A 24,757-nucleotide genomic window follows, 5' to 3' on the forward strand; every position below is an offset into this window, starting at 1 on the left:
GCTTCGCGCAAATTCAGAGATGGGTGTTCCGGTGGGCCGAGCGTGACGCCTGCCATGCCCCGCAGCGTGATCCGGAGCCGACGCATGAAGAAGATCCCCCTGGCCCGCACCGGCCTGACCGTGTCCGAATACTGCCTGGGCACCATGACCTTTGGCACCCAGACCGATGAGGCCGATGCCCATCGTCAGCTGGACATGGCGTTGGAGGCCGGTGTGAATTTCCTCGACACCGCCGAAATGTATCCCGTCAATCCCATCAGCGCCGAGACTGTCGGCGTGACCGAGGAGATCGTTGGCCGCTGGCTGGCCGCGCGCAAGCCTGCGGACATGATTGTTGCCACCAAGATCACCGGCGCGGGCAGCGCCGCCATTGCGGATGGCGCGCCGATCACGCCCGCGCGGATGCGCGCGGCGGTCGATGCCTCGCTCACCCGGTTGCGGGCCGAATGTCTGGACATCTATCAGTTGCACTGGCCCAATCGTGGATCTTATCATTTCCGCAAGCATTGGACCTATGACCCGCGCGGCCAAGGCCGGGCCGAGGTGGAGGCGCATATGCTGGAGCTCCTGCGCTGCGCGCAGGAGCTGGTCACTGCAGGCAAGATCCGGCATCTGGCGCTGTCGAATGAATCCACCTGGGGCACCGCGCTCTGGCTGCGCCTGGCCGAGGAGCACGACCTGCCGCGCGTGGTCAGCATCCAGAACGAATATTCCCTGCTGTGCCGCCATTTTGACACGGATCTGGCGGAACTGAGCGTGCATGAAGATGTGCCGCTGCTGGCGTTCTCGCCGCTGGCGGCGGGGTTGCTCACGGGGAAATACGCAGGCGGGGTGATCCCCGAGGGCTCGCGCCGGGAACGCAACCCGGAACTGGGCGGGCGCATCACGCCGCGGGTGTTCGAGGCGGTCTCGGGCTATCTGGGGCTGGCGGTGCGGCACGGGCTGGACCCGGTGCATCTGGCGCTGGCCTTTACCCGGTCGCGCCCGGCGGTGACGATCCCGATTCTGGGCGCCACCACCTCTGGGCAACTGGAGGTGGCCCTGCGCGGCGCTGGGCTGGAGCTGTCGGCAGAGGTGCTGGAAGATATCGACCGGATGCACCGCATCCATCCGATGCCCTACTGAGGCCCGCCCATGCGCCTGCGCCCCGCCTTGCTGATTGCCGCGGCCCTGCTGGGGCTGGGGGGCTGCCTTGGCGGGCTGACGCAACAGGGCGCCGAGGATGCGATCGAGGTGAGCGCGCTGCCCCCACCCACAGAGGGCAGACCCGGCGACGGAGATGGCGGCGAGGGTGACGGGCAGGCGGGCGCCGACGCCGCAGAGGAGGCGCCGGGGGCTGCCGACGCACCGCTTGCCGAAGGCACCGAAGCGGAGGCCCTGCCTGCAGGGACGGAGGAGGAGGCCGAGGCCCCTGCGCCCCCGATCAACCCCGCGCTTGTCCGTGCGCGGGCAGAATGCGCCGCCGAGGGGGGGCGGCTGGTGCCGGTGGGCGGGGCACGGTTGTCCTGCCTGCGCGACACGCGCGATGCCGGGCGCCAGTGCCGCGCCCGGGGCGATTGTGAGGGCGAATGCCTGGCGCGCAGTGGCACATGCGCCCCGGTGAGGCCGCTTTTCGGGTGCCATGAAGTCCTGAACGCCCGGGGCGCCAGGGTAACGGAGTGCATGGAATGACCACCACATTGGCGCATGTGCGCGCGCTGCTGTTCGACAAGGACGGCACGCTGTTCGATTTTCAGCGCAGCTGGTCGGCCTGGACCGTTGGCGTGCTGGAGAAACTGGCGCCGGGGGATCGCGGGCAGCAGGACCGGCTGGCGGATCTGATCGGTTTTGACCGCGGCGGCGCCCGCTTCCGCCCCGGGGCGCAGTTCATCGGCGGCACCCTGGCTGAAACATGCGATCTGCTGCTGCCGCATCTGCCCGGGGAATGGAGTGCCGACTCGTTGCGGCGCTGGGCCGTGGACGAGGCCGCCGGAGCCGAGATGATCCCGCCCCTCCCGCTGGCCCCGCTTCTGGACGGGTTTCGTGGTCGCGGGCTGGGGCTGGGGGTGGCCACGAATGATGCCGAAAGCGCCGCCCGGCAGCAACTGCGCGCCGCCGGGATCGACACGCGGTTTGATATGATCCTGGGGTACGATTCAGGGTTCACGCCCAAACCGGCGCCGGACATGCTGTTGGGGTTTGCGGCGCATCTGGGGCTGGACCCGGCCGCGGTGGCCATGGTGGGCGACAGCACCCATGACCTGCATGCGGGGCGCGCGGCGGGAATGACCACGGTGGCGGTGCTGACCGGGGTGGCCGGGCGGGACGCGCTGGCACCGCATGCGGATATCGTGCTGGAGGATATCGGCGGGGTGCAGGCGCTGCTGGACGCCGCAGCCTGAGCGCTGGCGCGCGGCGCCGGGCTGGTGTAGGGCCGGGGCCATAGGCTGACAGGGCTGCAAGGGGAAGGCACGGCGTGGCAGGCAGGCGCGATCATCACCGCAAGAGCACGCGCGACCCCGCGCCGCACACGCCCGCCCCGGCGCAGGGAGAGCTGTTCCTGACCGCGCCGCCAGGGCTGGAAGATGCCTTGCGGGATGAAGCCGCGGCGCTGGGTTTCGCAGCCCCGCAGGTGGTGCCGGGTGGGGTTCTGGTCACCGGTTGCTTGGCGCAGGCCATGCGCGCCAATCTTTTGCTGCGCGGGGCCGGGCGGGTGTTGTTGCGCGTCGCTGCCTTTCGGGCGCTGCATCTGGCGCAGCTGGACAAGCGCGCGCGGCGCGTGCCCTGGGAAGAGTTCCTGCGCCCGGATACGCCCGTGCGGATCGAGGCCACCTGCCAGCGCTCGCGCGTCTATCACGAAGGCGCGGCGGTGCAGCGTGTGGCCGGGGCCATCGCGGACCGCGTGGGCGCCCCCCAGGACCCCGAGGCCCCCTTGCGCGTCATGGTGCGGATCGAGGATGACCTCTGCACGCTCAGCATCGATACCTCGGGGGCGCCGCTTCACCGGCGCGGGACCAAGCTGGCGGTGGGCAAGGCGCCCTTGCGTGAAACGCTGGCGGCACTTTTCCTGCGTCAATGCGGCTATGACGGGCAAGAGCCGGTGGTGGACCCGATGTGCGGCTCGGGCACCATCGTGATCGAGGCTGCGGCGATCGCCGCCGGCCTGCCTCCCGGGGGGGTGCGCAGTTTCGCCTTTGAAGGGCTGGCCGGGTTTGACCCGCGCGCGTGGGAGGCCCTGCGCGCGCAGCATTCCGCCGCCGCCCAGACGGCGCTGCGGTTTCATGGCGCGGACCGCGATGCGGGGGCGGTCGCCATGGCGCAGGACAACGCCGCGCGCGCCGGTGTGGGCGATTTCTGCAGCTTTCAGCAAGCCCCGGTCAGCGCACTGATGCCCCCGCCGGGGCCGTCCGGGCTGGTTATGGTGAACCCGCCCTATGGCGCGCGGATCGGGGCGCGGCACATGCTGCACGCGGTTTATGGCGCGCTGGGCCAGACCCTGCGCGCGCGCTTTGCGGGCTGGCGCGTGGGGGTGGTGACCTCGGACGGGGGGTTGGCGGCCTCGACCGGGCTGCCCTTTGGCCCGCCGGGGCCGCCGGTGCCGCATGGGCCGCTGAAGATACGGCTCTATCAGACCGGACCCTTGCGCGGCGGATGATCGCAGCGCAAAACGGGGTCCTGCGGACATGCGTGATGTGAAACGGCGGGTCTCGCCGGGTTGGGAGCAGGGGAACATGGAGCATTCGGAGCCTTCGGTCGGTGTTGTCATCCGGACCCGGGACCGGCCGGTGTTTCTGGCCCGGGCGCTGGCTTCGGTGCGCGCACAGACCCATGGCACCTGGCAGGTGGCGCTGGTCAATGACGGGGGGGCGTCCGGCCCGGTGGATGCGCTGCTGGCCCCCGCGGGGGGCGCCCCGGCGGTGCCGCCAGAGCGCCTGCATCTGCTGCATCTGGACCCTGGTGTGGGGCGCGCGGCGGCCTTCAACCGTGGGGTGGCGGCCCTGCAGACCGATTTCATCACCTGCCTTGATGATGATGACACCTGGGAGCCGGGCTTCATGGCGGCACTTGTGGCGTTTCATGCGCAGATCGCCCCCTTGGTGCGGGACCTCGGCGGGGTGGCCGCGCTGGCCCGCGCCGTGATCGAGGAATTTCTGCCCGACCCCGCGGACCCCCTTCACGGCACCCTGCGCGAACTGGGCGAGGAACCGCTGCCCCGCGCCTTTCAGCGGTCGGAATTCTTCCTGAACCCGCTGGCCTATGCCTGTTACCGGCAGGATCTGTATCCGGTGCAATGGATGCTGCGGCGCGAAGCGGTGCTCCGGACCGGCGGTTTCCCCGAGGCCTTTGACGTCATGGAGGATCGCGCCTTCATGAACCGGTTCCTGCGCGACCATCGCCTGGCGATCCTGGACAAGCCGCTGGCCCGGCACCATCGCCGCGCCGCGCGGCGCAGCGATACCGCGCGCACAGTGGCGATGAACACGTTGGACAACCCGTCCTATGACTGGCGGATGTATGCGGATCTGGCGCTGTCGCCCGATGGGCTTGACCCTGCCTTTGAATTGCTGCGCGAGGTGAACTACGAAACCAGCGCCATCTGGCAGAAGATCGATGGCGAGGCCTCGGACCTGCGCCAGCGCCTGGCCGCGCTGGAAGCCGGCATGGCCAAGGCGGCACCGGGCCGTCCCGCACCCGCCCCCCCCGCCGCCCCAGCCAAACGGCCCAAGGCGGCGCTGTTCGACCTGTGGCACAGGGCGTCAGGCCCATGGCAGGCCGGGGTGATCGCGCCGGATACGCCCTTTGCGGACCGTTTTGTGCTGTCGCAGGGGTTTTCACAGCCTGGGACAATGTTCGCACTGTCCGTCCCTGACCAGCGGTTCGAGGTGCAGATCCCCGAAACCCGCGACTGGGCCGCGGTTGAATTCCTGCTCGACGGGCTGATCCCCCGCGGCGCCGGGCTGCGGTGGGAGTTATCCCTGCATGGGGATACGGGCTTTCTGTTCGAAACCGCCCTTTGCCAGCGCCTTGCCGAGGCTGACGGCCAGGTCCGTCATCAGTTCCATGAACCCTGGGTCCATGCCTGTCGCCCCGGCGCCGGGTGCCGCGTGACGCGCCATTTCGACTCTGGCGCCCTGGCCGTGGGACAGGCGCCGCGCCTGTCGGTGATCCTGCCGCGGCAGGCCCGGAATTTCCGTTTCTGCTGTGCGGGTTTCGTGCTAGAAGCCGGTTGAGGTTACGCAGGGCAGGACACGGGGTTCAGGCAGATGGAGATGGGCGCCATCGCGGAATTCGCGATCCGGGGCGAAGGGGGGATCGACCTCTTTCGCCGCGTTGATGAACCGGAAAAGCGCCGCCACCGCTTCGAATGTATCGCCAGCCTGCCATGGTCGGATGACAGCAATCTGCCCCGCGATGATGCCGGTGCCGTCTTTCACATCCGGCCCAATCCGCACCTGCGCGCCGCCCTGCGCGCCGCCCTTGCGCGGCTGCAGGATCACGAAGCGCGGATGCAACCGCTGCGGCTGGGCGATCTGCGCAGCTTTCCCGGCGCGGCGGCAGCGGGGTTTGACAGTTTCGTCTATCTCGATTTCCTGCGGGCCTGGCTGGTGGCGGACATGACCATCGCGCGCACTGAAAGCGCCCTTGCGGCGGGCGAGATGCCGGATCATGCGACCCTGTCCACCGCGCTGCGCCTGTTGCTGGATTTCAACCGCCTTGGCCGTGGGCGGGCGCTGTGCAACGCCGTGCTGCCAGGGCTGATCGGACAGGTCACGCCCCGGGCTGCGCGTTCGGACCGTCACGCGAACCTGGCCTATGCGCTGCGGCTGGCAGGCGATCTGCTGCTGCGCGCGGGCGATCCCGCGCGTGCACTGGACGCCCATGAAGCGGCGGTGATGATGGGTGAGAACCGCTTTCGCCGCCGCCGCGCGATTGCAGCGGCCCTGGCCGCAGGTGACCGCCCCGCCCTGGAGCGGCATCTTGCACTGTTCGCACGCCGCTGGCCGCTGCCCGCTGATCTGGCGCAGCTGCGCGCCGACACTGCGCCCCAGACCACAGCCGGAGACCCTCAATGACCCAGCCCGCCCAAGCGCCTGGCCAGGAAGCTGCCGCGCGCGCGAATATCACCGATATCCTGTGCATCGGGGCGCAGAAAGCCTCGACCAGTTGGCTGCATCATGTGCTCAACGCCCATCCGCGCACCCATGCGTTTCCCAATTCCCGGCCCGTCACCTCGACCAACAAGGAGGCGCATTTCTGGGACTGGAACCGCAAGCGCGGGATCGACTGGTATCGCACCCTGATGACGCCCCCGGACCCGACCATGCTGTCGCTGGATTTCACGCCGGAGTATTCCACCCTGTCCGAAGGCGATATCGCGGAGTGCAAGCGGCTGAACCCCGATGCGCGGGTGATCTATGTGCTGCGTGATCCGCTGGCGCGGGCGGTTTCGGCGGTGCGGATGCACACCAAATGGGCCACGGATGATGCCGCCGCCGATGCGGTGCAGGTTCCGTTTGACGATGCGTTTCTGGAGCTGGTGGCGCGGGCGGGAATTGTGTCCATGGGCTCCTATGTGGCCAATTTCCAACGCTGGGCGAAGCATTATGACGACATTCTGGTGCTCAATTACGAGGATATCCGCCGCGACCGGCATCAGGTGATCGACCGGGTCTTTGCCCATTGCGGGCTGGAGATCGACACCATGCCGCCCGAGGCAAAGGCCGAGTTCGATGCGCGTATGGCCAAGCGTGTCTGGGCCAGTGTGCCCTATGCCCTGACGCCTGAGGCCTTGCATTTCCTGCACGGGCTGATGTGGCCGAAGCGGCAAGCGGCCGAGCGGTTCTTTGGCTTCAACTTCGAGGAATACCGCGAGATCCTCGGGCATGTCTGAGCCCGGGTCTGCGCTGCCGGACCCGCCCCGGGTGCTGTTTGCAGGCGGGGGGAGCGCCCCCGAGCCGCGCCCTCCCGCCCAACCCGCACGCCTGCGGCGGGCGCTGTTCGGCGCGGGGCGCCGGACGGGGGTATCTGATTGAGCGCGCGGGGCGGCATAGCCGCATGGCCCGGGTTATCCCCCGAGGCGCTGACCGAATGGCTTTGGGTCGGCGGAGGCTGCCCTGAAGACTGCACTGCGGGGGTGGAGGCCGCGATTGCCGATGGGGCGCGGCATGGCGAAGTTGCGCGCGCCCTGCGGGTTCTGGCCCGTGCCGGGTTGGTGCTGGACCGGGTGGCGCAGGCGGTCTGCGCGCGTTGGCCCGCGTCGGTGGACATGGCGGTTCTGGCGGTGGATCTGTCATCGCCGTCAGAGCGCGAAGCGGCGTTTGCCGTCCTCTCGGAGCGCGTGGCAGCGGCGCCTGAACGGGCGGCGGCGCAGGCCCGCGCGCGGCGCCGTCATGGCCATGTGTCGGACGCGCGGGGGGTGCTGGCAGGGTCTGACCGGGACCGGGCGTTGCAGGCTGCGCTTGCACTGGATGCCCTGGCGCTGGAGGAGGCCGCGCTGCACATTGCCGCCCTGGGGGCGGAGGGCGCCGCTTTGGGCGCGCGTCTGGTCTGGTTGCGGGACGGGGCGGCCGCGCTGGCGGAGCATGCGAAGGAACAGGGCAGGGGGACAGCCGCATTCTGGGCAGCAATGTTCCGCATCTGGATGGCCGAGCAGGATCTGACCTGCGCACAGGCGGCGTTGGCAGCCTGGCGGGACCTTGGCGGCGATGCATCGGCGCTGCACCGTGCAGAGCTGCGGCTGATGCTGGAACGGGGCAGCGCCGACGCCGTGCGTGATGTGCTTGCAGCCGGGTTGGATATGTCCGCGCCCTGGCGTTGGGATGCGGCGGATCACATGCTCTGGTTGCGCAGCGGTCTGGCCTGCGCGGCGCCTGCCGCCGATCTGGCCCGCCATGCCGCTAGCGCGCATCGGCTGTTTGCCCGGCATAACGGGCTGTTGCATCTGCATTTTCTGTGCCGTGAAGCGGCCTGCGATTGGCGCGTTCTGGTGCCGGGGGCCATGCTTGATGCGACGCCGGAACAGTCCCTGGCGGTGGCGCGGGCTGATCTGCGCATTGGCCTTCCGGCGCGCGCCTTGGGGCGGATCAGGGTGGCCTTGCGCTGTTGTGATGCAGAGGATGCAGCCCTCCGGCAACGACTTTGGGCCACGCGCGCCGAGGCATTGATGCGCGCCGGGCGCCTGGACGCCGCCGCCGCGGTGCTGGAGCGGGCTGCGCCTGTCGGCGCACCGGCAGCGGCTGACTTCGCCGCGCTACAAGCCGAATTGGCGCTTATGCGGCGCCAGCCGGGGGCGGCGCTGGCGGTGCTGGACCCGGTCATGTCGCGGTCCTCGGCGCGGCCGGCGCTTTGGGTGCTGCGGGCGCGGGCAGAATTCGCGCGCGGCGCCTTCGCCGCGGCACAGGCTGCGCTGAGCGCCCGCTCGGAACTGACAGGACAGGCTGCGGCGGCTGATCCCCGCGCGCGACTCGTCGCGGATGCGCAGACGCCGGCGCGCTCGGCCGGGTGGGCGGCGCATATGCTGGTGCAGCGGGCGCTCTGGCCCTTTGTGCCGGGCGGGGGCGGGGCGATCCCGCGGCAGCTGATTCACTACTGGGAGGGCCCGGAAAGCCCCGCACTTGCCCGGTCGCGCGCGCGTTGGGCGGCGCTGCATCCGGGGTTTGCGCAGCGCGTGTTCGATGCGGCCCAGGCGCTCCACTGGCTGCGCGCGCGGGGGTTTGACACGCTGGCCGCGCGCTTCGCTGCGCTGCCCGGCCCCGCCCTGCGGGCGGATCTATTTCGGCTGTGTATCATCCTGCAAGAGGGGGGCGTATTTGCCGATCTGGACGAATACCCGCGCCTGCCGGTCACCCCGTGGCTGGAGCGGGCGGACTGCGTGCTCTGTATCGAGCGCGGCTTTGGCACGGTGGCCAATAATTTCATCGCTGCTGCGCCCGGGCAGGCATTGATCGCCCAGGCGCTGGAGCATGCCTGCGCGGCGCTTGAGGCCACGGCCCGGCCCTGTCCCTGGTGGGATACCGGGCCTGCGCAGCTTGCCCGCGCGGTGGCGGCCCGGATGCGCGCCGATGCGCCGCCGCCGGGGGTGCGGCTGCTGTCGCAGGAAGCGTATGACCGCAGGGTGTCCACCAATCTGCCCTGGCCCCACAAGCGCGGCGCGGAACATTGGCGCAATGCCGCGCCGGTGGACAGCATCCCCGGCACCGCCTAGACTTGGCCCCGCAACCGGCGGGCAGGGACCATGAGCGCAGCCGAATTCACCGAAGACACGCCCAGCGTCGAAGAACGCCGCGCTGCCGAGGCGCTGATCATTGATGTGGACGGGTTCGAAGGGCCGCTGGATCTGTTGCTGACGCTGTCACGCACGCAGAAGGTGGACCTGCGCCGTATATCCGTGCTGCAACTGGCAGAACAATACCTGGCCTTTGTCGAAAGCGCGCGGCGGCTGCGGATCGAACTGGCGGCGGATTATCTGGTGATGGCGGCCTGGCTGGCGTATCTGAAATCGCGCCTGTTGCTGCCCCCCGATCCCACCGAGGACGGCCCCTCGGGCGAGGATCTGGCGGCGCATCTGGCCTTTCAGCTGGAGCGGCTGGCGGCCATGCGCGAGGCAGCGGCGCGGTTGATGGCGCGCGACCGCAAGGGGCAGGATTTCTTTGCCCGTGGCGCGCCCGAGGCCGTGGCCCGGACCCGCAAGACACAGTATCAGGCAAATCTTCTGGACCTGATGCAGGCCTATGCCCGGCTGCGCACGCGTGATGAGTTTCGCCCTTATGCCTTTGAACGGCGTGATATTTTCGCGCTGGAGGCCGCTCTGGAGCGGCTGGGCGCGCTGCTGCCTGAAACCCCGGACTGGACGGCGCTGCAACGCTTCCTGCCCGAGGGCTGGCGCGGGGCGCCGGCGCGGAAGCGTTCGGCCATGGCCTCGACCTTTGCGGCGACGCTGGAACTGGCCAAGCAGGGGCAGCTGGAACTGCGCCAGGGGGACACCTTTGCCCCCATCCATCTGCGCCGGAAACCCGGCGCATGAGCGCGGATACCGATCCATCACTGTTTGCCGCCCCGCCCATGGCCGAGCAGGAACGCATGGTGGAGGCGATGCTCTTTGCCTCGGCCGAGCCGCTGCGGGTATCGGATCTGGCCGCGCGCATGCCCCATGGCTGCGACCCGGCCGAGGCGCTGATGCATCTGCGCTCGCGCTACGCGGGGCGGGGGGTGCATCTGGTGCGGGTGGGGGATGGCTGGGCCATGCGTACGGCGCCGGATCTGGGCTGGCTGCTGCAGGCCGAGCGGGTGGAGACCCGCAAGCTGTCCCGCGCGGCCATCGAAACCCTGGCCATCATCGCCTATCACCAGCCCGTCACCCGGGCCGAGATCGAGGAAATCCGCGGCGTGGCGGTGTCACGCGGGACCATCGACCAGTTGCTGGACATGGAATGGATCCGGCTGGGGCGGCGGCGGATGACGCCGGGGCGGCCGGTGACCTTTGTGGTGACCGAGGGGTTTCTGGATCACTTCGGTCTGGAATCGGCGCGCGATCTGCCCGGGCTGGCCGAATTGCGCGCCGCCGGGTTGCTGGACAGCCGCCCGCGGCCGGGGCAGGTGGCAGAGAGCGACGAGGAGGATGAAAGCCCCCGGCGCGGACAGAGCGAGTTGTTTGAGGATTGACGGGCACGCCAAGCCGATGTGCCTTTGGCGCGCGGGGGAAGCGCCCCCGAGCCGCGCCCACCCGCCCACCCCGCGCGCCTCGGGGGCGCTGATCGGCTGGCGCCGATCAGGGGGGCGCGGGCTGGTTATTCTGCGGCTTCGGCGGCGTCGCTGGCCTCGATCTCGGCGGCGCGTTTTTCAACCAGTTCGACGATATGGTCGATCATCTGGTCATTGCTCATCTTGTGGCTTTGCTTGCCTGCCACATAGACCATGCCGGACCCGGCCCCGCCGCCGGTGAAGCCGATATCGGTCATCAGCGCCTCGCCCGGGCCATTGACCACGCAGCCGATGATCGACAGCGACATGGGCGTCTTGATATGCGCAAGCCGGTCTTCGAGCGCGCTGACGGTCTTGATCACGTCGAACCCTTGCCGCGCGCAGGAGGGGCAGGAGATCACATTCACGCCGCGGTGGCGCAGGCCCAGGGATTTCAGGATTTCATAGCCGACCTTGACCTCTTCGACCGGGTCGGCGCTGAGGCTGACGCGGATGGTATCGCCAATACCCATCCACAAGAGGTTGCCCAGCCCGATGGCGGATTTCACCGTGCCTGAAAGCATCCCCCCGGCCTCGGTGATGCCCAGATGGATGGGCGCGTCGGTGGCATCGGCCAGCCCCTGATAGGCGGCAGCGGCCAGGAACACATCCGAGGCTTTCACGCTGATCTTGAATTCGTGGAAATCATTGTCCTGCAGGATGCGGATGTGATCCAGCCCGCTTTCGATCATCGCCTCGGGGCAGGGTTCGGCGTATTTCTCCAGCAGGTGCTTTTCCAGACTGCCCGCGTTCACCCCGATCCGGATGGAGCAGCCATGGTCGCGGGCGGCCTTGATGACCTCGCGCACGCGCTCGGCGCTGCCGATATTGCCGGGATTGATGCGCAGGCAGGCGGCGCCGGCCTCGGCGGCCTCGATCGCGCGTTTGTAGTGGAAATGGATGTCGGCCACGATCGGCACCGGGCTTTCGCGGCAGATCTCGCGTAGGGCGCGGGTGGCGGCCTGATCGGGGGCGGAAACGCGGACAATATCGGCCCCGGCCTCGGCGCAGCGGATCACCTGGTCCAGCGTGGCCCTGACGTCCCCGCTGTCTGTGTTGGTCATGGTCTGCACGGTGATGGGTGCATCCCCGCCCACGGGGACATTGCCAACCATGATCTGGCGTGATTTCCGCCGCTCGATATTGCGCCAGGGGCGGATGGGGTTGTGGCTCATTGCGGTTCACCTGTCATCGGTCGCGGAAACGGATCGCGGGCGCTTGGTATAGAGATAACCTTGAAGCCGGGTGGCGGCAATGCGCAAGGGGTGTCAGCATAGGCTGACACCCCGGAAAATGCAAACCGCCTGCGGCGCTGTGATCAGTCGCTCCCGGCCTCGGCCAGGGCGATGAAACGTTCCAGATCGGCATCACGGCTGAGGTCCGCGGTTTCAAAGCGTTCCCGCAACCCTTCGGCAGACAGCGCCACCTGATCCACCACCTGCGCCCCGGGGGCGGCGGGACCATAGGCCTGCCCGTTGACCATGAAATAGACCGACCCCGAGTTTCCCGCGCGCAGGATCGGCGCATCTTCGGTCTGGGGCACGGTGTAGCGTTCGCCCGCGTCCAGGATCTTTTCGAACAGCACGGTGCCATCAGCAGCACGCACGCGCACCCAGCTGGGGCGGACGGCCAGAAGCTCCACTGCGGCGGGCGCTTCCTCAACCACCTGGATGGAGCGGTTTTCCGGGGCCAGAGCCTCGGCCAGGGCGCGCGACATGGCGTCATCCTCGTCTGGGGTGGCTTCGGTGTCCCGGCGCGGGGTGATTGCGGCAATGGGGCCATCGCGCGATTCCATGACCGGCACATCCAGACCCTGCGGGCGGTGCACCCGCACCGACCCTTCGGCAACACGGGTCGAGGGCAGGGGCTCCATGGCCGCCGGTTCGGCAAGCGCAAAGCTGGTGTCAACATCCAGGCTGGTCGCGCTGGGCACGGCATCGAGCGGGTCCAGTTCGCTCAGCACATTGGGTGCCTGATCCGCCGGGGCCAGTTGCACGCGCTGCACCTCGTTGAACACAGTCCAGCCGCCGTAGCCCAGCCCTGCAATCAGCGCGACAAGCACGGCGATGGAGCCAACCGCGCCCGGTTCGATCCGGCGCCAGAAGGGTTCAGGCTCGGGCGCGATGGACAGACGGTTGAGCAGCCCGTCCGGAACCTGCTTGACCGCCGGGCGGGCCGGGGTCTTGGCCCGGGCCATGCCATCCATGCCGCTGGGAATGGCGAAACCGGTTTCGGCGCAGAATTTCGCGTAGGTCCATTCCGGGTCCATGCCCAGATACTTGGCATAGGAGCGCACATACCCGGCAACGAAGCTGGGCGCCTCGAAGACGCTCAGATCCCCGTTTTCGATCGCGGTGATATAGGTTGCGCGGATGTGCAGTTCGCGCTGGACGTCCAGCAGTGACTTGCCCAGGGTCGCGCGCTCCCCGCGCATGACATCGCCCAGACGCAGATCATAGTCGTCAAACCCCATGGGCCAGGACGAATCACGTCCCTCCTCAGCGGGTTTTCTTCCCAGCCAATTCATGAAACCGCCCCCGATAACCGCCATTGTTCTGGGTGCTTTTCTCCGAGTGCCTTCTTCGGGCCTTTCGCTCACACCTCTGTTTTCTGATACCTATATGGTAGCAGATCGCAACCCGAATTAAAGGATTTTGTGTCTCAGGCCGAAAGTTCGGCGCGATTCAGCGCACAGTGCGACCACAGATTGTCCATCGCGCGGACAAGATGGTTGATCATCCCAGGGTTGTGCACCGGAGAGGGCGTGAATCGCAGCCGTTCGGTGCCGCGCGGCACGGTGGGGAAGTTGATCGGCTGGACATAAACGCCGAATCTGTCCAGCAACATGTCCGAGATCAGCTTGCAATGCACTGGGTCGCCCACATGGACGGGGACGATATGGCTGCCGTGGTCGATGATCGGCAGGCCCAGACCCTTCAGGCGCATTTTCAGGATGCGGGCGTGTTCCTGCTGCTTGTCGCGCAGGGCCTGGTCGGTCTTCAGATGCCGCACGCTGGCGCGCGCCCCCGCCGCCACCGCCGGCGGCAGCGAGGTGGTGAAGATGAAGCCCGGTGCATAAGAGCGGATGGCATCGCACAACTTTGCGCTGGCGGCGATATAGCCGCCCATCACGCCATAGGCCTTGGCCAGGGTGGCGTTGATGATGTCGATCCGGCCCATCAGCCCGTCACGTTCGCATACGCCCGCGCCACGGGGGCCGTACATGCCCACGGCGTGGACCTCGTCGATATAGGTCAGGGCGTTGAATTCCTCGGCCAGGTCGCAGATCGCCTCGATCGGGCCGAAATCGCCATCCATGGAATAGATCGATTCGAAGGCGATGAGCTTGGGCGCGGCAGGGTCGTCAGCCTCCAGCAGCTCGCGCAGATGGGCGACGTCATTGTGCCGGAAGATGCGCTTTGCCCCACCATTGCGGCGCACCCCTTCGATCATCGAGGCATGGTTGAGCGCATCCGAATAGATGATCAGCCCGGGGAACAGGCGCGGCAGGGTGCTGAGCGTGGCATCATTGGCAATATAGGCCGAGGTGAAGACCAGCGCGGCCTCCTTGCCGTGCAGGTCCGCCAGTTCGGCCTCAAGCTGCTTGTGGTAGATCGTGGTGCCCGAGATGTTGCGCGTGCCGCCTGAACCGGCGCCGGTGGCGTCCAGCGCCTCATGCATCGCATCCAGCACGACCGGGTGCTGCCCCATGCCCAGATAGTCATTGCCGCACCACACGGTGATGTCCTGCTGGCTGCCATCGGGGCGGGTCCAGACCGCGTGGGGGAAATGGCCCTTGCGCCGCTCGATATCGATGAAGGTGCGATAACGTCCCTCTTCGTGCAGGCGGGTCAGGGCGGCATCGACGGCGGCAGCGTAGTTCAAGACATTCTCCCTGGCAGAAGGCTGGGCTGCGTTCCTTATACCATTCGCAGCGCGTTGCGAAAGCGTTACAGGGCGTAGGTGGCGCAAAACATGATCTGGATCAATGTCGACAGTGTCGCAGGGGTTTGGGCGGCGTCACCTGCCCCCACGTCACCTGCCCCCACGTCACCTGCCCCCACGTCACCTGCCCCCACGTCACCTGCCCCCACGTCACGGGCCCCCACGTCACAGGTTAGCCCGCAGGCGCCAGTTCCAGCACAACCACGCAGGACGGCCCGCCGCTGCGCTCGGCCTCGCACATGGACAGGGCGGCGTCGCGGGCGGTATCGGGGTCAGGCAGTTGCGCCAGGGCGGCGACGCCCTGCGCGGGCATGCCGTCACGGATGAAGCCCTGCGCCGGGGCCACGGCGATGGCGCCATGGCCGGGGCCATCGCCCATGAACAGCGCCAGCGCCTGCGGGTCATTGCCCACCAGGCGCAGGGTGTCCAGTTCCTCGGGCGTGAGGAACTCATGGGCATGCACGGTGACGGTGCTGTCGGCCAGGGTGTAGGTTTCGGTTTCGGCGGCGATGGCCGGGGTGGCGGCAAGGGCGGCCGTCAGGGAAAGTGCCGCAATGGCGGGGCGGGGGGCGGTCACGCGCATGGTGGATACTCCTTCGCTGTTCGGCGGAGTTCTAGCACAACCGGCGCCGCGGGACAGCCCCCGCTGGCCGGTGACCTTGCGTGCGCGGGCAGGGTCAGAAGCGCGCTTCAATCCGGCGCCGGGGTGATCTAGGGTGCGCGCAACAACCCTGTTTGTGGAGATCACCATGACCGACCGACTTGCCCCGGTGCTGGACCGGATCGATTGCGACATGGACGCGGCGCTGGACCGGCTGCTGGCGCTGCTGCGCATCCCGTCGATTTCGACCGATCCCGCCTACAAGGCCGAGTGCGACCGCGCTGCCGACTGGCTGGTGGCGGATCTGGCCGCGATGGGCGTTAATGCGGAAAAGCGCGCCACCGACGGACACCCTATGGTGGTGGGGCATCTGCGCGGGCGGGGGCCGCATCTGCTGTTCTATGGCCATTATGATGTGCAGCCTGTGGACCCGCTGAACCTGTGGCACCGCGACCCGTTCGACCCGGCGATCGAGGATACGCCTGCGGGCCGCGTGATCCGGGGCCGGGGCGCGGCCGATGACAAGGGGCAACTGATGACCTTTGTCGAAGCCTGCCGCGCCTGGATTGCGGTCCATGGCAGCTTGCCGGTCAACATCACCTTCCTGCTGGAAGGCGAGGAGGAATCTGGCTCGCCCTCGCTGGTGCCGTTCCTGCGCGACAACGCAGCCGAGCTGACCGCCGATCTGGCGTTGATCTGCGACACCGGCATGTTCGACCCGCAGACGCCCGCCATCACCACCATGCTGCGCGGCCTGCTGGGCGAGGAGGTGACCATCCACGGCCCGTCAAAGGACCTGCATTCGGGGATGTTCGGGGGCGCCGCCATGAACCCTGCGCGGGTGCTGGCGCGTATCCTGGCCGATCTGCATGACGATCAGGGCCGGGTGACGGTGCCGGGATTCTATGACGGGGTGCCCGAACTGAGCCCCGAGCTGCGCGCGCAATGGGAGGGGCTGGATTTCGACCACGCGGCGTTTCTGGGCGGCGTGGGGCTGTCCGAACCGGCGGGCGAGGCCGGGCGCAGCGCGCTGGAGATGATCTGGTCCCGCCCGACCTGCGAGATCAACGGCATGTGGTCCGGCTATACGGGCGCGGGGTTCAAGACGGTGCTGCCGGCGCAGGCCTCGGCCAAGGTCAGCTTCCGGCTGGTGGGCGATCAGGACCCGCTGGCGATCCGCGAGAGCTTCCGCGCCTTTGTGCAGGAGCGGTTGCCCGCCGATTGCCGGGCAGAATTTGCGCCCCACGGGGCGTCCCGGGCATCGGTCATGGCGACGGATCACCCCGCCTTTGAGGCGGCGCGGCAGGCGCTTTCAGATGAATGGCCGCGCGCTGCTGCCTTTATCGGCAGTGGCGGGTCGATCCCCATTGCCGGGTATTTCAAGGGGATGCTGGGCATGGAGTCGATGCTGATCGGCTTTGGCCGCGATGATGACCAGATCCATTCCCCGAACGAGAAATATGATCTGGAGAGCTTTCACGGCGGCATCCGGTCCTGGGCGCGCATTCTGGACGCGGTATCGAAGGACGGCTGAAGGCGCGCTGCGCCCCTCCTCGGGCGCGCCCGCCCACCCACCCTGCGCCCTCGGAGGGGCGCGCCCGGCCCCCGTGGGCCGGGCGGGGCCGGTGGTGGCGTTGCGCGTGACCGGGCGCCGCGTATCCGGTGAAATGGAAAAGGCCCCGCCGGGGGCGGGGCCTTTGTCAGATCATGGTGCCTGCGCGATCAGCTGTCACGCGGGTCTTCGCTTTCGCCAAGGTTGCGCGGATCTTCGTCATCGTCCAGGCCTGCGGCGCCGATATCGTCGAAGAGTTCCGCAATCTCGAATTCGGCGGCCGATTCTTCTTCGGCAGCCGCTTCCTGGATGGTCTTGCCCGAAGCCTGCAGCTCGGCCTCATCCTGGGACCGGGCAACGTTGATGCGGACGGTCGCCTCGACCTCGGGGTGCAGCACAAGGGTGACCTCGTGGATGCCCAGGGTCTTGATGGGGGCCGCAAGCACGACCTGGCGGCGTTCGACGCTGACGCCGGCTTCGGTCAGGACATCGGTGATGTCACGGGTGCTGACCGAGCCATAGAGCGCGCCGGCATCCGAGGCCGAGCGGATCACGATATGGGTGCCGCCATCCACGCGCGAGGCGATGTCCTGTGCCTCGCGGCGGGTTTCGATGTTGCGAGCCTCCAGTTCGGCCTTGCGGGCCTTGAAGGCTTCGACGTTCGATTCGCTGGCGCGCAGGGCCTTGCCCTGCGGCAGAAGGAAATTGCGCGCGTATCCGGGCTTGACGCTGACCACGTCGCCCATCTGGCCCAGCTTGGCCACGCGCTCCAGAAGGATAACCTGCATTGGTGCGTGCTCCTTATTTCACGGCGTAGGGCAGCAGCGCCAGAAAGCGGGCGCGCTTGATCGCCCGCGACAGTTCGCGCTGCTTTTTCGACGATACGGCAGTGATCCGCGACGGCACGATCTTGCCGCGTTCGGAAATGTAGCGCTGCAGCAGGCGGGTGTCCTTGTAGTCGATCGACGGCGCGTTGTCGCCCGAGAAGGGGCAGACCTTGCGGCGGCGGAAAAACGGTCTTGCGGCCATGTTCTATACTCCTTCGGCGGGATCAGCGACGGCGCTCGGGGCGGTCGTCGCGCTTCTGCATCTGCACGGACGGTCCTTCGGCGTGTTCATCGACCTTGACGGTCAGCACGCGCATGACGTCATCATGCAGGCGCATCAGGCGCTCCATCTCCTGCACGGCGTCGGACGGGGCGTCCGAACGCATGAAGGCATAGTGGCCCTTGCGGTTCTTGTTGATCTTGTAGGCCATGGTCTTCAGGCCCCAGTATTCGCTGTCCACCAGCTTGCCGCCATTGTCGGACAGCACGGCGCCGAAATGTTCGACCAGGCTTTCGGCCTGGGTGTTGGACAGGTCCTGGCGCGCGATCATCACATGCTCATAGAGAGGCATGGGTTCTCCAGTTCTTCAGGGCGAACTTCACAGGGTGGGCAAACCCTTCCGCGCCCCACCCACGAGAGGTTGCGCCGGCTCCGATACATGCGGAAGGATGCGCCTTTATAGCGGCCCGTTTCCGCGGCGCAAGGGGGGGATCCGGCGAATATGCAGGGAATGAAATGCAAAGCGGCGCCACCGGGGAGGAGGTCGGTGACGCCGCCGCATTATGCCTGCCACCCCGGGAGGAGGAGTAGGGCGCAGGCGGGGCTTGCCCTGAAAAGCGGCAGCTTCCAGGGAGGAGGAGAGGAAGCTGCCGCGTCTTTTCTGCCATTGCCCCAGGGAGGAGGAGGGGGCGCAGGCCGTTCAGGGGCGTGAAGCCCAAGTTCCGAACCGCCCCGGTGCAGGGAGGAGGAGAGCACCGGTTCGATCCGTACGATCCGCCCCGGGAGGAGGTGGGGCGCGTCGTCCTTTTCCCTGACCTGCCACCGCGATGCGGCGGCAGGTCAAGGTCGGAGCAGGCATCATCCGGGAGGAGGATAGATGTGCCTGCCGTATTTCAGGGACCTTGGGAGGAGGTCGGTCCCCGAAACCGAATTCACTTGCCGTCGGCTGCTTCGCGCGCCAGGCGGCTGATCATGTTGCGGCTGATCCCCAAATCCGCCAGGTCACGGCTGGACAGGTTGCTCAGCTCTGCATAGGTACGCCGGTATGTCTTGTACCGGGACCAGCGGTCACGCATCCGGGCCACAAACCCTTCGCCGCCGGCGCTGGTATTATGTATAACGTATGCCATGTCCACCGTCTTTCCAGTCCCGGCGGCGTTTTTTCCAAACCGCTTCGGTTGACCCTCAAGATAGGCAAATGCTGCGGCTGCGCAATAAGTTTTGCTGCAACGCAGCTATGCGGCAAGTGCATGTTTCCCTTGCGTCATTTTGCTACAGCTGCAGGCGCGAATGCTGACAACGGTGGCAGTTTGTGAACGGTAACACCGTCGGGGCTTGTCTGGCGTGCGAAAGTGAACAAGTAATATGCGCAGAATACAGGAGCCAGGCATGACCCCAACCCGCGACAATATCCTGAAGGCGCTCGAATCTGTCGCGCATCCTGACGGTGGAACCCTGGTGTCCCGGGATCTGATCCGGGCGCTGGTGGTCGAGGAGGGGATGGTCCGCTTCGTGATCGAGGCCGAGGACCCCGCGGCCGCCCGCGCGCTGGAAGCCGCCCGCAAGGAGGCCGAGGCCACCGTGGCCGCGCTGGAGGGTGTGACGCGGGTGTCGGTGGCGCTGACCGCCCATGGCCCGGCGCCGAAAGCCCCGCCCCGCCCCGCCCCGTCGGGCGAGCCGCCCGCGCTCAAGATCGGGCGCCACCCCACATCGCAGCAGGGCAAGCAGGATCTGCCGGGGATCAAGCGCATCATCGCCATCGGGTCCGGCAAGGGCGGCGTGGGCAAGTCGACCGTGTCGTCAAACCTGGCGGTGGCGCTGGCGCGTGAGGGCTGGAAGGTCGGCCTGCTGGATGCCGATATCTACGGGCCCAGCCAGCCGCGCATGATGGGGGTGTCAAAGCGCCCGGCCTCGCCCGATGGCAAGTTGATCATCCCGCTCGAGGCTCATGGCGTCATCATGATCTCGATCGGCCTGATGATGAAGGAGGATGAGGCCGTGATCTGGCGCGGCCCCATGTTGATGGGCGCGCTGCAGCAGCTTCTGACCCAGGTGCAATGGGGTGAGCTGGATGCGCTGCTGATCGACATGCCGCCGGGAACCGGGGATATACAGCTGACCCTGTGTTCCAAGTTCAACGTGACCGGGGCGCTGGTGGTGTCCACGCCGCAGGACGTGGCCTTGCTGGACGCCCGCAAGGCGTTGCGCGCCTTTCAGACGCTGAAGACGCCGGTGCTGGGGCTGATCGAGAACATGTCCACGTTCATATGCCCCAAATGCGGGCATGAGGAACATGTGTTCGGCGAAGGCGGGGTGCGCAAGGAGGCCACGCGGCTGGAGCTTCCCTTCCTGGGTGAGCTGCCGCTGGCGGTGGATGTGCGCCTTGCCGGGGATGGTGGCGTGCCGGTGGCGGCGACCGACAGCCCGTTGGCGGCGCCGTATCGCCGCATGGCGCGCCGTTTGATCGAAAGCTGCAGCTAGGGCTGCCTGCCCGGAGCGATTCCGGGAAATCATGGCACAGTGCATGGCGGGGGCCGGGATTTCATGGAATCCCGGCCCCCCTTGCGTTTGGCGCGGGGGAATCACCTCGGTGTGATTCGTCGTGAATCGGCGGTGATTCCGGGCTGAAACCCACGTCACGGAGGTATGAGGTGCTGATTTTCACGCCTCAGAGGTGCGGGATATGGCGGTTTGTGGTGCTGATTTCGGGAAACCATGGCACTGTTGCCTCTGCACGACAGTTTCCGTGCATATCGCTGGGTATTCGCTTTGTTCCCACAATATATGGTAGCGCTGAAGGCGGATTCTCAGCATCAAGTGGTGATCTGGCCCTTGCTTCCCGCATGACGTGGCTGCTCGGGCGGTAGAAAACCGTTGCTTCCCATGAAATCCCATGTCATTCCTGTTTTCAGGATAGAACGGGACAGGAAAAGGGGCAGAAGACCCCGAAACACCCAAGACGGTTTCATACAGGCAACCCGCTTTATCCGCGACAAGAGATCCGGCGCGCAAGCGAGCAGCATCCCCCCAGATGACCTGCGCAGCCGGGCACCCAGCGATGGGACAGGGCGGCGGATCGGGTGTGGCAGTAACCCGGTCCGCCGTTGTCCGTTCAGGGGTCCGCAAACGGGCCTTGCGCCGGACATTCGCGGGCGAAACGATAACAAGAGGGCCGCGCAACAGTGGCACGCAGGTTCAGAGGCGAAGGCCACCTCAAGGTGGACAGCAAGGGCAGGGTGTCAATCCCGGCCAGCTTTCGCCGTGTGGTCGAAAAGGGTGACCCCGACTGGACCGCCGGACAGCGCCCCAACCTGATCATCGTCTACGGTCTGGACAAGCAGCGCCAGCTTGATTGCTACACCATCGAAGCCATGGACGAGATCGAGGAGCGCATCGCCCTGATGCAGCCCGGCTCGGTCGAGCGCAAGATGATGGAGCGCATCTTCCACGGCCGCGCCCTGGACACCCAGATCGACGAGGACGGCCGTATCGTCCTGCCCAAACATCTGCGCGACAAGATCGGCCTGGCGGGCGAGGCGTTCTTCATCGCCTCGGGCGATTACTTCCAGATCTGGAAACCCGAAACCTATGCCGAAACCGAAGCCGCCAAGGCCGAGGCCTGGATGGACCAGCAAGATGAGGATTTCGACATCCGCACCCTGTTGCCATCGCTGGGCGGAGGCGGCTGATGGCAGACCCCGCGGCGCCGCATGTTCCCGTGCTGCTGCGCCCCCTTCTGGCGGCGGTGGCGCCGGTGAAGGGCATCTGGCTGGACGGCACCTTTGGCGCGGGCGGCTATGCCCGCGGGCTGCTTGAGGCCGGGGCGGAACAGGTGATCGGCGTGGACCGTGACCCGGCGGTGTTCGACATGGCCCGCGCTTGGGCAGGCGCCTATGGCGACCGGCTGCGGCTGGTGCAGGGCACCTTCGACCGGCTGGACATCCACGCGGGCGAACCGCTGGACGGGGTGGTGCTGGATCTGGGCGTGTCCTCGATGCAGCTGGACCAGGCCGAACGCGGCTTCTCCTTCACCCGGGACGGGCCGCTGGACATGCGCATGAGCCAGTCCGGCGAAAGCGCGCGCGATATCGTCAACACCGCCAGCGAATCGCAACTGGCCGATATCCTGTTCCATTTCGGCGAGGAACGCGCCGCCCGCCGGATTGCCCGCGCCATCATCCGCGCCCGGGCGGAAGCGCCCGTTGAAACCACCGCCGCTCTGGCTGAAATCATTACCGCCTGCCTGCCGCGCGCCAAGCCGGGGCAAAGCCACCCCGCCACCCGCAGCTTCCAGGCGATCCGCATTGCCGTGAATGCCGAATTCTCGCAGTTGATCGACGGGCTGGAGGCCGCCGAGCGCGCGCTCAAGCCCGGCGGCAAGCTGGCGGTGGTCAGCTTTCATTCGCTCGAAGACCGGATTGTGAAACGCTTCTTGCAGAACCGCGCGGGGCAGGGCGGCAACCCCAATCGCTTTGCCCCCGATATTGTCGCGCCTGCCCCGCGCTTTCGCCTCCTCAGCCGCCGCGCCATCGGCGCCGATGCCGAGGAGCTGGCCACCAACCCCCGCGCGCGCTCGGCGCTGTTGCGGGTGGCCGAACGGCTGGACGCCCCTGCGGCGCCGGTAGATCGCGCCGGGCTGGGCATTCCGGCACCGGCCTTGCAGGGGGATGGATGATGACCGGAGAGAGTGATGCGTAGCGCGCTTTTCCTGATGTCCGTGGCGGCGGTGATCGCGCTGGCCTTCTGGGCGTATCGTGAAAACCACAATACCCGCCAGGCGATGATCGAAAACAACGCCCTGAACCGCGACATCGCCGCCCTGACCGAGGCGATTTCCGTGCAGCGTGCCGAATGGGCCTATCTGAACCGCCCCCAGCGTCTGCAGGAACTGGTGGCGCTGAATTTCGAGCGTCTGTCACTGATGCCCATGAGCGCGGACCAGTTCGGCGCCATCGGCCAGATCGCCTATCCCCTGCCCGAGGCTGATCTGAGCGAAGTCATCGACGCGGGCATCGACGTCTTTGGCGACATCGAATTCCTGTCCGAAACCGGCCGAACCTCTGCCTCGGAGCAACAGCCATGATCCGCACCCCTCTGCGCCCTCTGGCCCGTATCCTGCAGGCCCGCCAGCGCGGCGAAAACCCCGACCATATCGAACGCGAAAACCTGCGCCTGCGGATCGAGGCCATGCGCGACACCGCCCGTGCCCGCGCCGAAAGCCGCCTGCTGGTCATGGCAGGGGTGTTTCTGGCGGGGTTCGTGCTGATCGGGGCGCAGATGGCGCTGCTGGCGGCCACCGAACCCATGGCGCCGACCCCGGGGCGGACGGAAGCCATTTCGTCCGAGCGGGCGGATATCCTGGACCGCAACGGGCGCGTGCTGGCCACCAACCTGACCACGCATGCGCTCTACGCGGAAACCCGGCATATGGTGGACCCCGTGCGCGCCGCGCGTGAACTTGGCGCAATCTTTCCCGATATCGACGCCGCGCGCCTGGAGCGCCAGTTCACCGACCCCAACCGCCGCTTTGTCTGGGTGCGCGCGCGGCTCTCGCCCGAACAGCGCCAGGCGGTACATGACATCGGTGAACCGGGGTTGATGTTCGGCCAGCGCAAGATGCGCATCTATCCCAACGGAACACTGGCCGCGCATGTGCTGGGCGGCGCCAGCTTTGGCGAACAGGGCGTCCGCGCCGCCGAGGTGATCGGCGTCGCCGGGGTCGAACACCATTTCGACGAGCGCCTGCGCGACCCCGCACTGCTCGATCGCCCGCTGCAACTCTCGCTGGATATGACAATCCAGGCCGTGGTGACCGAGGTTCTGTCCAGCGGGATGCGGATGCTGGGCGCCCGCGGTGCCAGCGCGGTGATAATGGACCCCCACAGCGGCGAGGTGATCGCCCTTGTCTCGCTGCCGGATTTCGACCCCAACAACCGCCCCCCGCCCCCGACCGAGGGCGAGCCCGCCGACAGCGTGCTCTTCAACCGCGCGGTGCAGGGGTATTACGAGCTTGGCTCGGTCATGAAATCCTTCACCGTGGCCCAGGCGCTGGACGACGGGATGCTGACCCCCGATACCATGGTGGACACCCGCAGCCCCATGCAGGTCGGCCGCTTCCGGATCAGCGATTTTCGCAATTACGGGCCGCAGCTTTCGGCCACCGATGTGATCGTGCGCTCCTCGAACGTGGGGACCGCGCGGCTGGCCCAGCAGATCGGCCCGCAGTCCCAGCGCGACTTTCTGGACAAGCTGGGTTTCCTGAGCGGCGTGCCCGTGGAACTGGCCGAGACCCTCCGCGCCCGCCCGCTGCTGCCCGGCAACTGGTCCGAACTGTCGGCCATGACCATCTCTTATGGTCACGGCCTGACCACCAGCCCGCTGCAACTGGCCGCGGGCTATTCCACGCTGGTCAATGGCGGCTATCTGGTTACGCCGACGCTGGAACGCCAGCCCGGACGCGGCGTGGGCGAGCAGGTGATATCCGAGCGCACCTCGGCGCAGATGCGCTACATGCTGCATCAGGTGGTCGAGCGCGGTACCGCCAGTTTCGCGCGCATCCCCGGCTATGCGGTGGGTGGCAAGACCGGCTCGGCCGACAAGCCAAAAGCCTCGGGCGGCGGGTATTATGAGGGCAAGGTGCTGGCCACCTTCGTGGGGGCGTTTCCCATGGACAACCCCCGCTATGTGATCGCCGTCACCCTGGATGAGCCCGAAGACACCACAGGGTCCGAGCCGCGCCGAACCGCCGGCTGGACAGCCGTGCCGGTGACCGGAGAGATCGTCCGCCGTATCGCGCCGCTGCTGGATCTGCGCCCGCGCCCTGCGTCCGAGATTGAACAGGCCATGCAGAATGCGCTAGCAGCAGCCCGGTAACGCAGCCCAACAAGATGCGG

General features: G+C 67.5%; 24 protein-coding genes. 16 read left to right on the top strand and 8 right to left on the bottom strand.

Annotation, left to right across the window (positions count from 1 at the left end; all coding sequences use genetic code 11):
• Positions 1–84: 84 nt before the first annotated feature.
• The 10 genes from HUK65_RS04355 (at position 85) to scpB (ending at position 10,641) form a co-directional block, all read left to right on the top strand.
• Entirely contained in the window at positions 85–1,125 is a 1,041-nt protein-coding gene (locus HUK65_RS04355) for an aldo/keto reductase (protein ID WP_179904919.1), read from the top strand.
• 9 nt (positions 1,126–1,134) lie between these two features.
• Positions 1,135–1,671 (top strand): hypothetical protein, encoded by a 537-nt coding sequence (locus HUK65_RS04360; protein ID WP_179904920.1) that lies wholly within the window; start codon positions 1,135–1,137, stop codon positions 1,669–1,671.
• On the top strand, positions 1,668–2,381 hold the full coding sequence (locus HUK65_RS04365; RefSeq protein ID WP_179904921.1) for an HAD family hydrolase: 714 nt from the start codon (positions 1,668–1,670) through the stop codon (positions 2,379–2,381). The genes HUK65_RS04360 and HUK65_RS04365 overlap by 4 nt, the downstream gene beginning before the upstream one ends.
• A 152-nt stretch (positions 2,382–2,533) precedes the next feature.
• On the top strand, positions 2,534–3,634 hold the full coding sequence (locus HUK65_RS04370; protein WP_235441764.1) for a THUMP domain-containing class I SAM-dependent RNA methyltransferase: 1,101 nt from the start codon (positions 2,534–2,536) through the stop codon (positions 3,632–3,634).
• Between the two features lie 28 nt (positions 3,635–3,662).
• A complete protein-coding gene (locus tag HUK65_RS04375) occupies positions 3,663–5,210 on the top strand; it encodes a glycosyltransferase family 2 protein (RefSeq protein WP_179904923.1) in 1,548 nt (515 codons plus the stop codon).
• A gap of 33 nt (positions 5,211–5,243) precedes the next feature.
• Complete coding sequence (locus HUK65_RS04380; RefSeq protein WP_179904924.1) at positions 5,244–6,053, top strand: hypothetical protein; 810 nt, start codon at positions 5,244–5,246, stop codon at positions 6,051–6,053.
• Positions 6,050–6,871 carry a sulfotransferase domain-containing protein gene (locus tag HUK65_RS04385; protein WP_179904925.1) on the top strand — a complete coding sequence of 274 codons (822 nt, stop codon included), beginning with the start codon at positions 6,050–6,052 and terminating at the stop codon, positions 6,869–6,871. Before HUK65_RS04380 ends, HUK65_RS04385 begins: the two co-directional genes overlap by 4 nt.
• 138 nt (positions 6,872–7,009) lie before the next feature.
• A complete protein-coding gene (locus tag HUK65_RS04390) occupies positions 7,010–9,184 on the top strand; it encodes a glycosyltransferase (RefSeq protein ID WP_179904926.1) in 2,175 nt (724 codons plus the stop codon).
• A 30-nt stretch (positions 9,185–9,214) separates the two neighbouring features.
• Positions 9,215–10,003, top strand: a complete 789-nt coding sequence (locus HUK65_RS04395) for a segregation and condensation protein A (protein ID WP_179904927.1) — start codon at positions 9,215–9,217, stop codon at positions 10,001–10,003.
• Positions 10,000–10,641: an SMC-Scp complex subunit ScpB gene (scpB, locus tag HUK65_RS04400; protein WP_179904928.1), complete on the top strand. Its 642-nt coding sequence runs from the start codon at positions 10,000–10,002 to the stop codon at positions 10,639–10,641. The genes HUK65_RS04395 and scpB overlap by 4 nt, the downstream gene beginning before the upstream one ends.
• Positions 10,642–10,766: 125 nt before the next feature.
• On the opposite strand, the gene ispG is transcribed toward scpB, so the two are convergent.
• The 4 genes from ispG to HUK65_RS04420 all read right to left on the bottom strand — a co-directional run bounded on the left by ispG (position 10,767) and on the right by HUK65_RS04420 (position 15,247).
• Positions 10,767–11,894, bottom strand: a complete 1,128-nt coding sequence (ispG, locus tag HUK65_RS04405; protein WP_179904929.1) for a flavodoxin-dependent (E)-4-hydroxy-3-methylbut-2-enyl-diphosphate synthase — start codon at positions 11,892–11,894, stop codon at positions 10,767–10,769.
• 143 nt (positions 11,895–12,037) lie between these two features.
• Positions 12,038–13,246, bottom strand: coding sequence for a helix-turn-helix domain-containing protein (locus HUK65_RS04410; RefSeq protein ID WP_179904930.1), 1,209 nt, complete (start codon positions 13,244–13,246; stop codon positions 12,038–12,040).
• A 134-nt stretch (positions 13,247–13,380) separates the two neighbouring features.
• Positions 13,381–14,604 (bottom strand): 5-aminolevulinate synthase, encoded by a 1,224-nt coding sequence (gene hemA / locus HUK65_RS04415; protein ID WP_179904931.1) that lies wholly within the window; start codon positions 14,602–14,604, stop codon positions 13,381–13,383.
• A 232-nt stretch (positions 14,605–14,836) separates the two neighbouring features.
• Positions 14,837–15,247 carry a hypothetical protein gene (locus HUK65_RS04420; protein ID WP_179904932.1) on the bottom strand — a complete coding sequence of 137 codons (411 nt, stop codon included), beginning with the start codon at positions 15,245–15,247 and terminating at the stop codon, positions 14,837–14,839.
• Positions 15,248–15,413: 166 nt separating this feature from the next.
• Between HUK65_RS04420 and HUK65_RS04425 the strand changes: the two genes are divergently transcribed.
• Positions 15,414–16,799, top strand: coding sequence for a M20/M25/M40 family metallo-hydrolase (locus HUK65_RS04425; protein ID WP_179904933.1), 1,386 nt, complete (start codon positions 15,414–15,416; stop codon positions 16,797–16,799).
• 188 nt (positions 16,800–16,987) lie between these two features.
• On the opposite strand, the gene rplI is transcribed toward HUK65_RS04425, so the two are convergent.
• The 4 genes from rplI to HUK65_RS04445 all read right to left on the bottom strand — a co-directional run bounded on the left by rplI (position 16,988) and on the right by HUK65_RS04445 (position 18,994).
• Positions 16,988–17,605, bottom strand: coding sequence for a 50S ribosomal protein L9 (gene rplI / locus HUK65_RS04430; protein ID WP_179904934.1), 618 nt, complete (start codon positions 17,603–17,605; stop codon positions 16,988–16,990).
• A gap of 13 nt (positions 17,606–17,618) precedes the next feature.
• Positions 17,619–17,846, bottom strand: a complete 228-nt coding sequence (gene rpsR, locus HUK65_RS04435; RefSeq protein WP_179904935.1) for a 30S ribosomal protein S18 — start codon at positions 17,844–17,846, stop codon at positions 17,619–17,621.
• A gap of 22 nt (positions 17,847–17,868) precedes the next feature.
• Positions 17,869–18,216: a 30S ribosomal protein S6 gene (rpsF, locus tag HUK65_RS04440; protein ID WP_179904936.1), complete on the bottom strand. Its 348-nt coding sequence runs from the start codon at positions 18,214–18,216 to the stop codon at positions 17,869–17,871.
• Positions 18,217–18,796: 580 nt separating this feature from the next.
• Positions 18,797–18,994: a DUF1127 domain-containing protein gene (locus HUK65_RS04445; protein ID WP_179904937.1), complete on the bottom strand. Its 198-nt coding sequence runs from the start codon at positions 18,992–18,994 to the stop codon at positions 18,797–18,799.
• 259 nt (positions 18,995–19,253) lie between these two features.
• On the opposite strand from HUK65_RS04445, the gene HUK65_RS04450 reads away from it, so the two are divergent.
• The 5 genes from HUK65_RS04450 (at position 19,254) to HUK65_RS04470 (ending at position 24,737) form a co-directional block, all read left to right on the top strand.
• Entirely contained in the window at positions 19,254–20,345 is a 1,092-nt protein-coding gene (locus HUK65_RS04450; protein WP_179904938.1) for an Mrp/NBP35 family ATP-binding protein, read from the top strand.
• 701 nt (positions 20,346–21,046) lie between these two features.
• Positions 21,047–21,553, top strand: coding sequence for a division/cell wall cluster transcriptional repressor MraZ (gene mraZ, locus HUK65_RS04455; RefSeq protein WP_179904939.1), 507 nt, complete (start codon positions 21,047–21,049; stop codon positions 21,551–21,553).
• Positions 21,553–22,539 carry a 16S rRNA (cytosine(1402)-N(4))-methyltransferase RsmH gene (gene rsmH, locus HUK65_RS04460; RefSeq protein ID WP_179904940.1) on the top strand — a complete coding sequence of 329 codons (987 nt, stop codon included), beginning with the start codon at positions 21,553–21,555 and terminating at the stop codon, positions 22,537–22,539. The genes mraZ and rsmH overlap by 1 nt, the downstream gene beginning before the upstream one ends.
• Before the next feature lie 15 nt (positions 22,540–22,554).
• The gene (ftsL, locus tag HUK65_RS04465; protein ID WP_179904941.1) at positions 22,555–22,947 is read left to right on the top strand and encodes a cell division protein FtsL; all 393 of its coding nucleotides are present in this window, start codon (positions 22,555–22,557) and stop codon (positions 22,945–22,947) included.
• Positions 22,944–24,737, top strand: coding sequence for a peptidoglycan D,D-transpeptidase FtsI family protein (locus tag HUK65_RS04470; protein ID WP_179904942.1), 1,794 nt, complete (start codon positions 22,944–22,946; stop codon positions 24,735–24,737). Before ftsL ends, HUK65_RS04470 begins: the two co-directional genes overlap by 4 nt.
• Positions 24,738–24,757: the final 20 nt, after the last annotated feature.

Origin of the sequence: Rhabdonatronobacter sediminivivens, from assembly GCF_013415485.1 — a bacterium.
Classification (GTDB): Bacteria; Pseudomonadota; Alphaproteobacteria; order Rhodobacterales; family Rhodobacteraceae; genus Rhabdonatronobacter; species Rhabdonatronobacter sediminivivens.

Excerpts from the sequence above, each read along its gene's own strand:
- HUK65_RS04360 (WP_179904920.1), top strand. The coding sequence starts at position 1,135 with ATGCGCCTGCGCCCCGCCTTGCTGATTGCCGCGGCCCTGCTGGGGCTG.
- HUK65_RS04375 (WP_179904923.1), top strand. The coding sequence starts at position 3,663 with ATGCGTGATGTGAAACGGCGGGTCTCGCCGGGTTGGGAGCAGGGGAAC.
- ispG (WP_179904929.1), bottom strand. The coding sequence starts at position 11,894 with ATGAGCCACAACCCCATCCGCCCCTGGCGCAATATCGAGCGGCGGAAA.
- scpB (WP_179904928.1), top strand. The coding sequence starts at position 10,000 with ATGAGCGCGGATACCGATCCATCACTGTTTGCCGCCCCGCCCATGGCC.
- ftsL (WP_179904941.1), top strand. The coding sequence starts at position 22,555 with ATGCGTAGCGCGCTTTTCCTGATGTCCGTGGCGGCGGTGATCGCGCTG.
- HUK65_RS04355 (WP_179904919.1), top strand. The coding sequence starts at position 85 with ATGAAGAAGATCCCCCTGGCCCGCACCGGCCTGACCGTGTCCGAATAC.
- HUK65_RS04420 (WP_179904932.1), bottom strand. The coding sequence starts at position 15,247 with ATGCGCGTGACCGCCCCCCGCCCCGCCATTGCGGCACTTTCCCTGACG.
- HUK65_RS04380 (WP_179904924.1), top strand. The coding sequence starts at position 5,244 with ATGGAGATGGGCGCCATCGCGGAATTCGCGATCCGGGGCGAAGGGGGG.
- HUK65_RS04445 (WP_179904937.1), bottom strand. The coding sequence starts at position 18,994 with ATGGCATACGTTATACATAATACCAGCGCCGGCGGCGAAGGGTTTGTG.
- rplI (WP_179904934.1), bottom strand. The coding sequence starts at position 17,605 with ATGCAGGTTATCCTTCTGGAGCGCGTGGCCAAGCTGGGCCAGATGGGC.
- rsmH (WP_179904940.1), top strand. The coding sequence starts at position 21,553 with ATGGCAGACCCCGCGGCGCCGCATGTTCCCGTGCTGCTGCGCCCCCTT.
- rpsR (WP_179904935.1), bottom strand. The coding sequence starts at position 17,846 with ATGGCCGCAAGACCGTTTTTCCGCCGCCGCAAGGTCTGCCCCTTCTCG.
- HUK65_RS04395 (WP_179904927.1), top strand. The coding sequence starts at position 9,215 with ATGAGCGCAGCCGAATTCACCGAAGACACGCCCAGCGTCGAAGAACGC.
- HUK65_RS04365 (WP_179904921.1), top strand. The coding sequence starts at position 1,668 with ATGACCACCACATTGGCGCATGTGCGCGCGCTGCTGTTCGACAAGGAC.
- HUK65_RS04450 (WP_179904938.1), top strand. The coding sequence starts at position 19,254 with ATGACCCCAACCCGCGACAATATCCTGAAGGCGCTCGAATCTGTCGCG.
- HUK65_RS04410 (WP_179904930.1), bottom strand. The coding sequence starts at position 13,246 with ATGAATTGGCTGGGAAGAAAACCCGCTGAGGAGGGACGTGATTCGTCC.
- HUK65_RS04470 (WP_179904942.1), top strand. The coding sequence starts at position 22,944 with ATGATCCGCACCCCTCTGCGCCCTCTGGCCCGTATCCTGCAGGCCCGC.
- HUK65_RS04425 (WP_179904933.1), top strand. The coding sequence starts at position 15,414 with ATGACCGACCGACTTGCCCCGGTGCTGGACCGGATCGATTGCGACATG.
- rpsF (WP_179904936.1), bottom strand. The coding sequence starts at position 18,216 with ATGCCTCTCTATGAGCATGTGATGATCGCGCGCCAGGACCTGTCCAAC.
- HUK65_RS04385 (WP_179904925.1), top strand. The coding sequence starts at position 6,050 with ATGACCCAGCCCGCCCAAGCGCCTGGCCAGGAAGCTGCCGCGCGCGCG.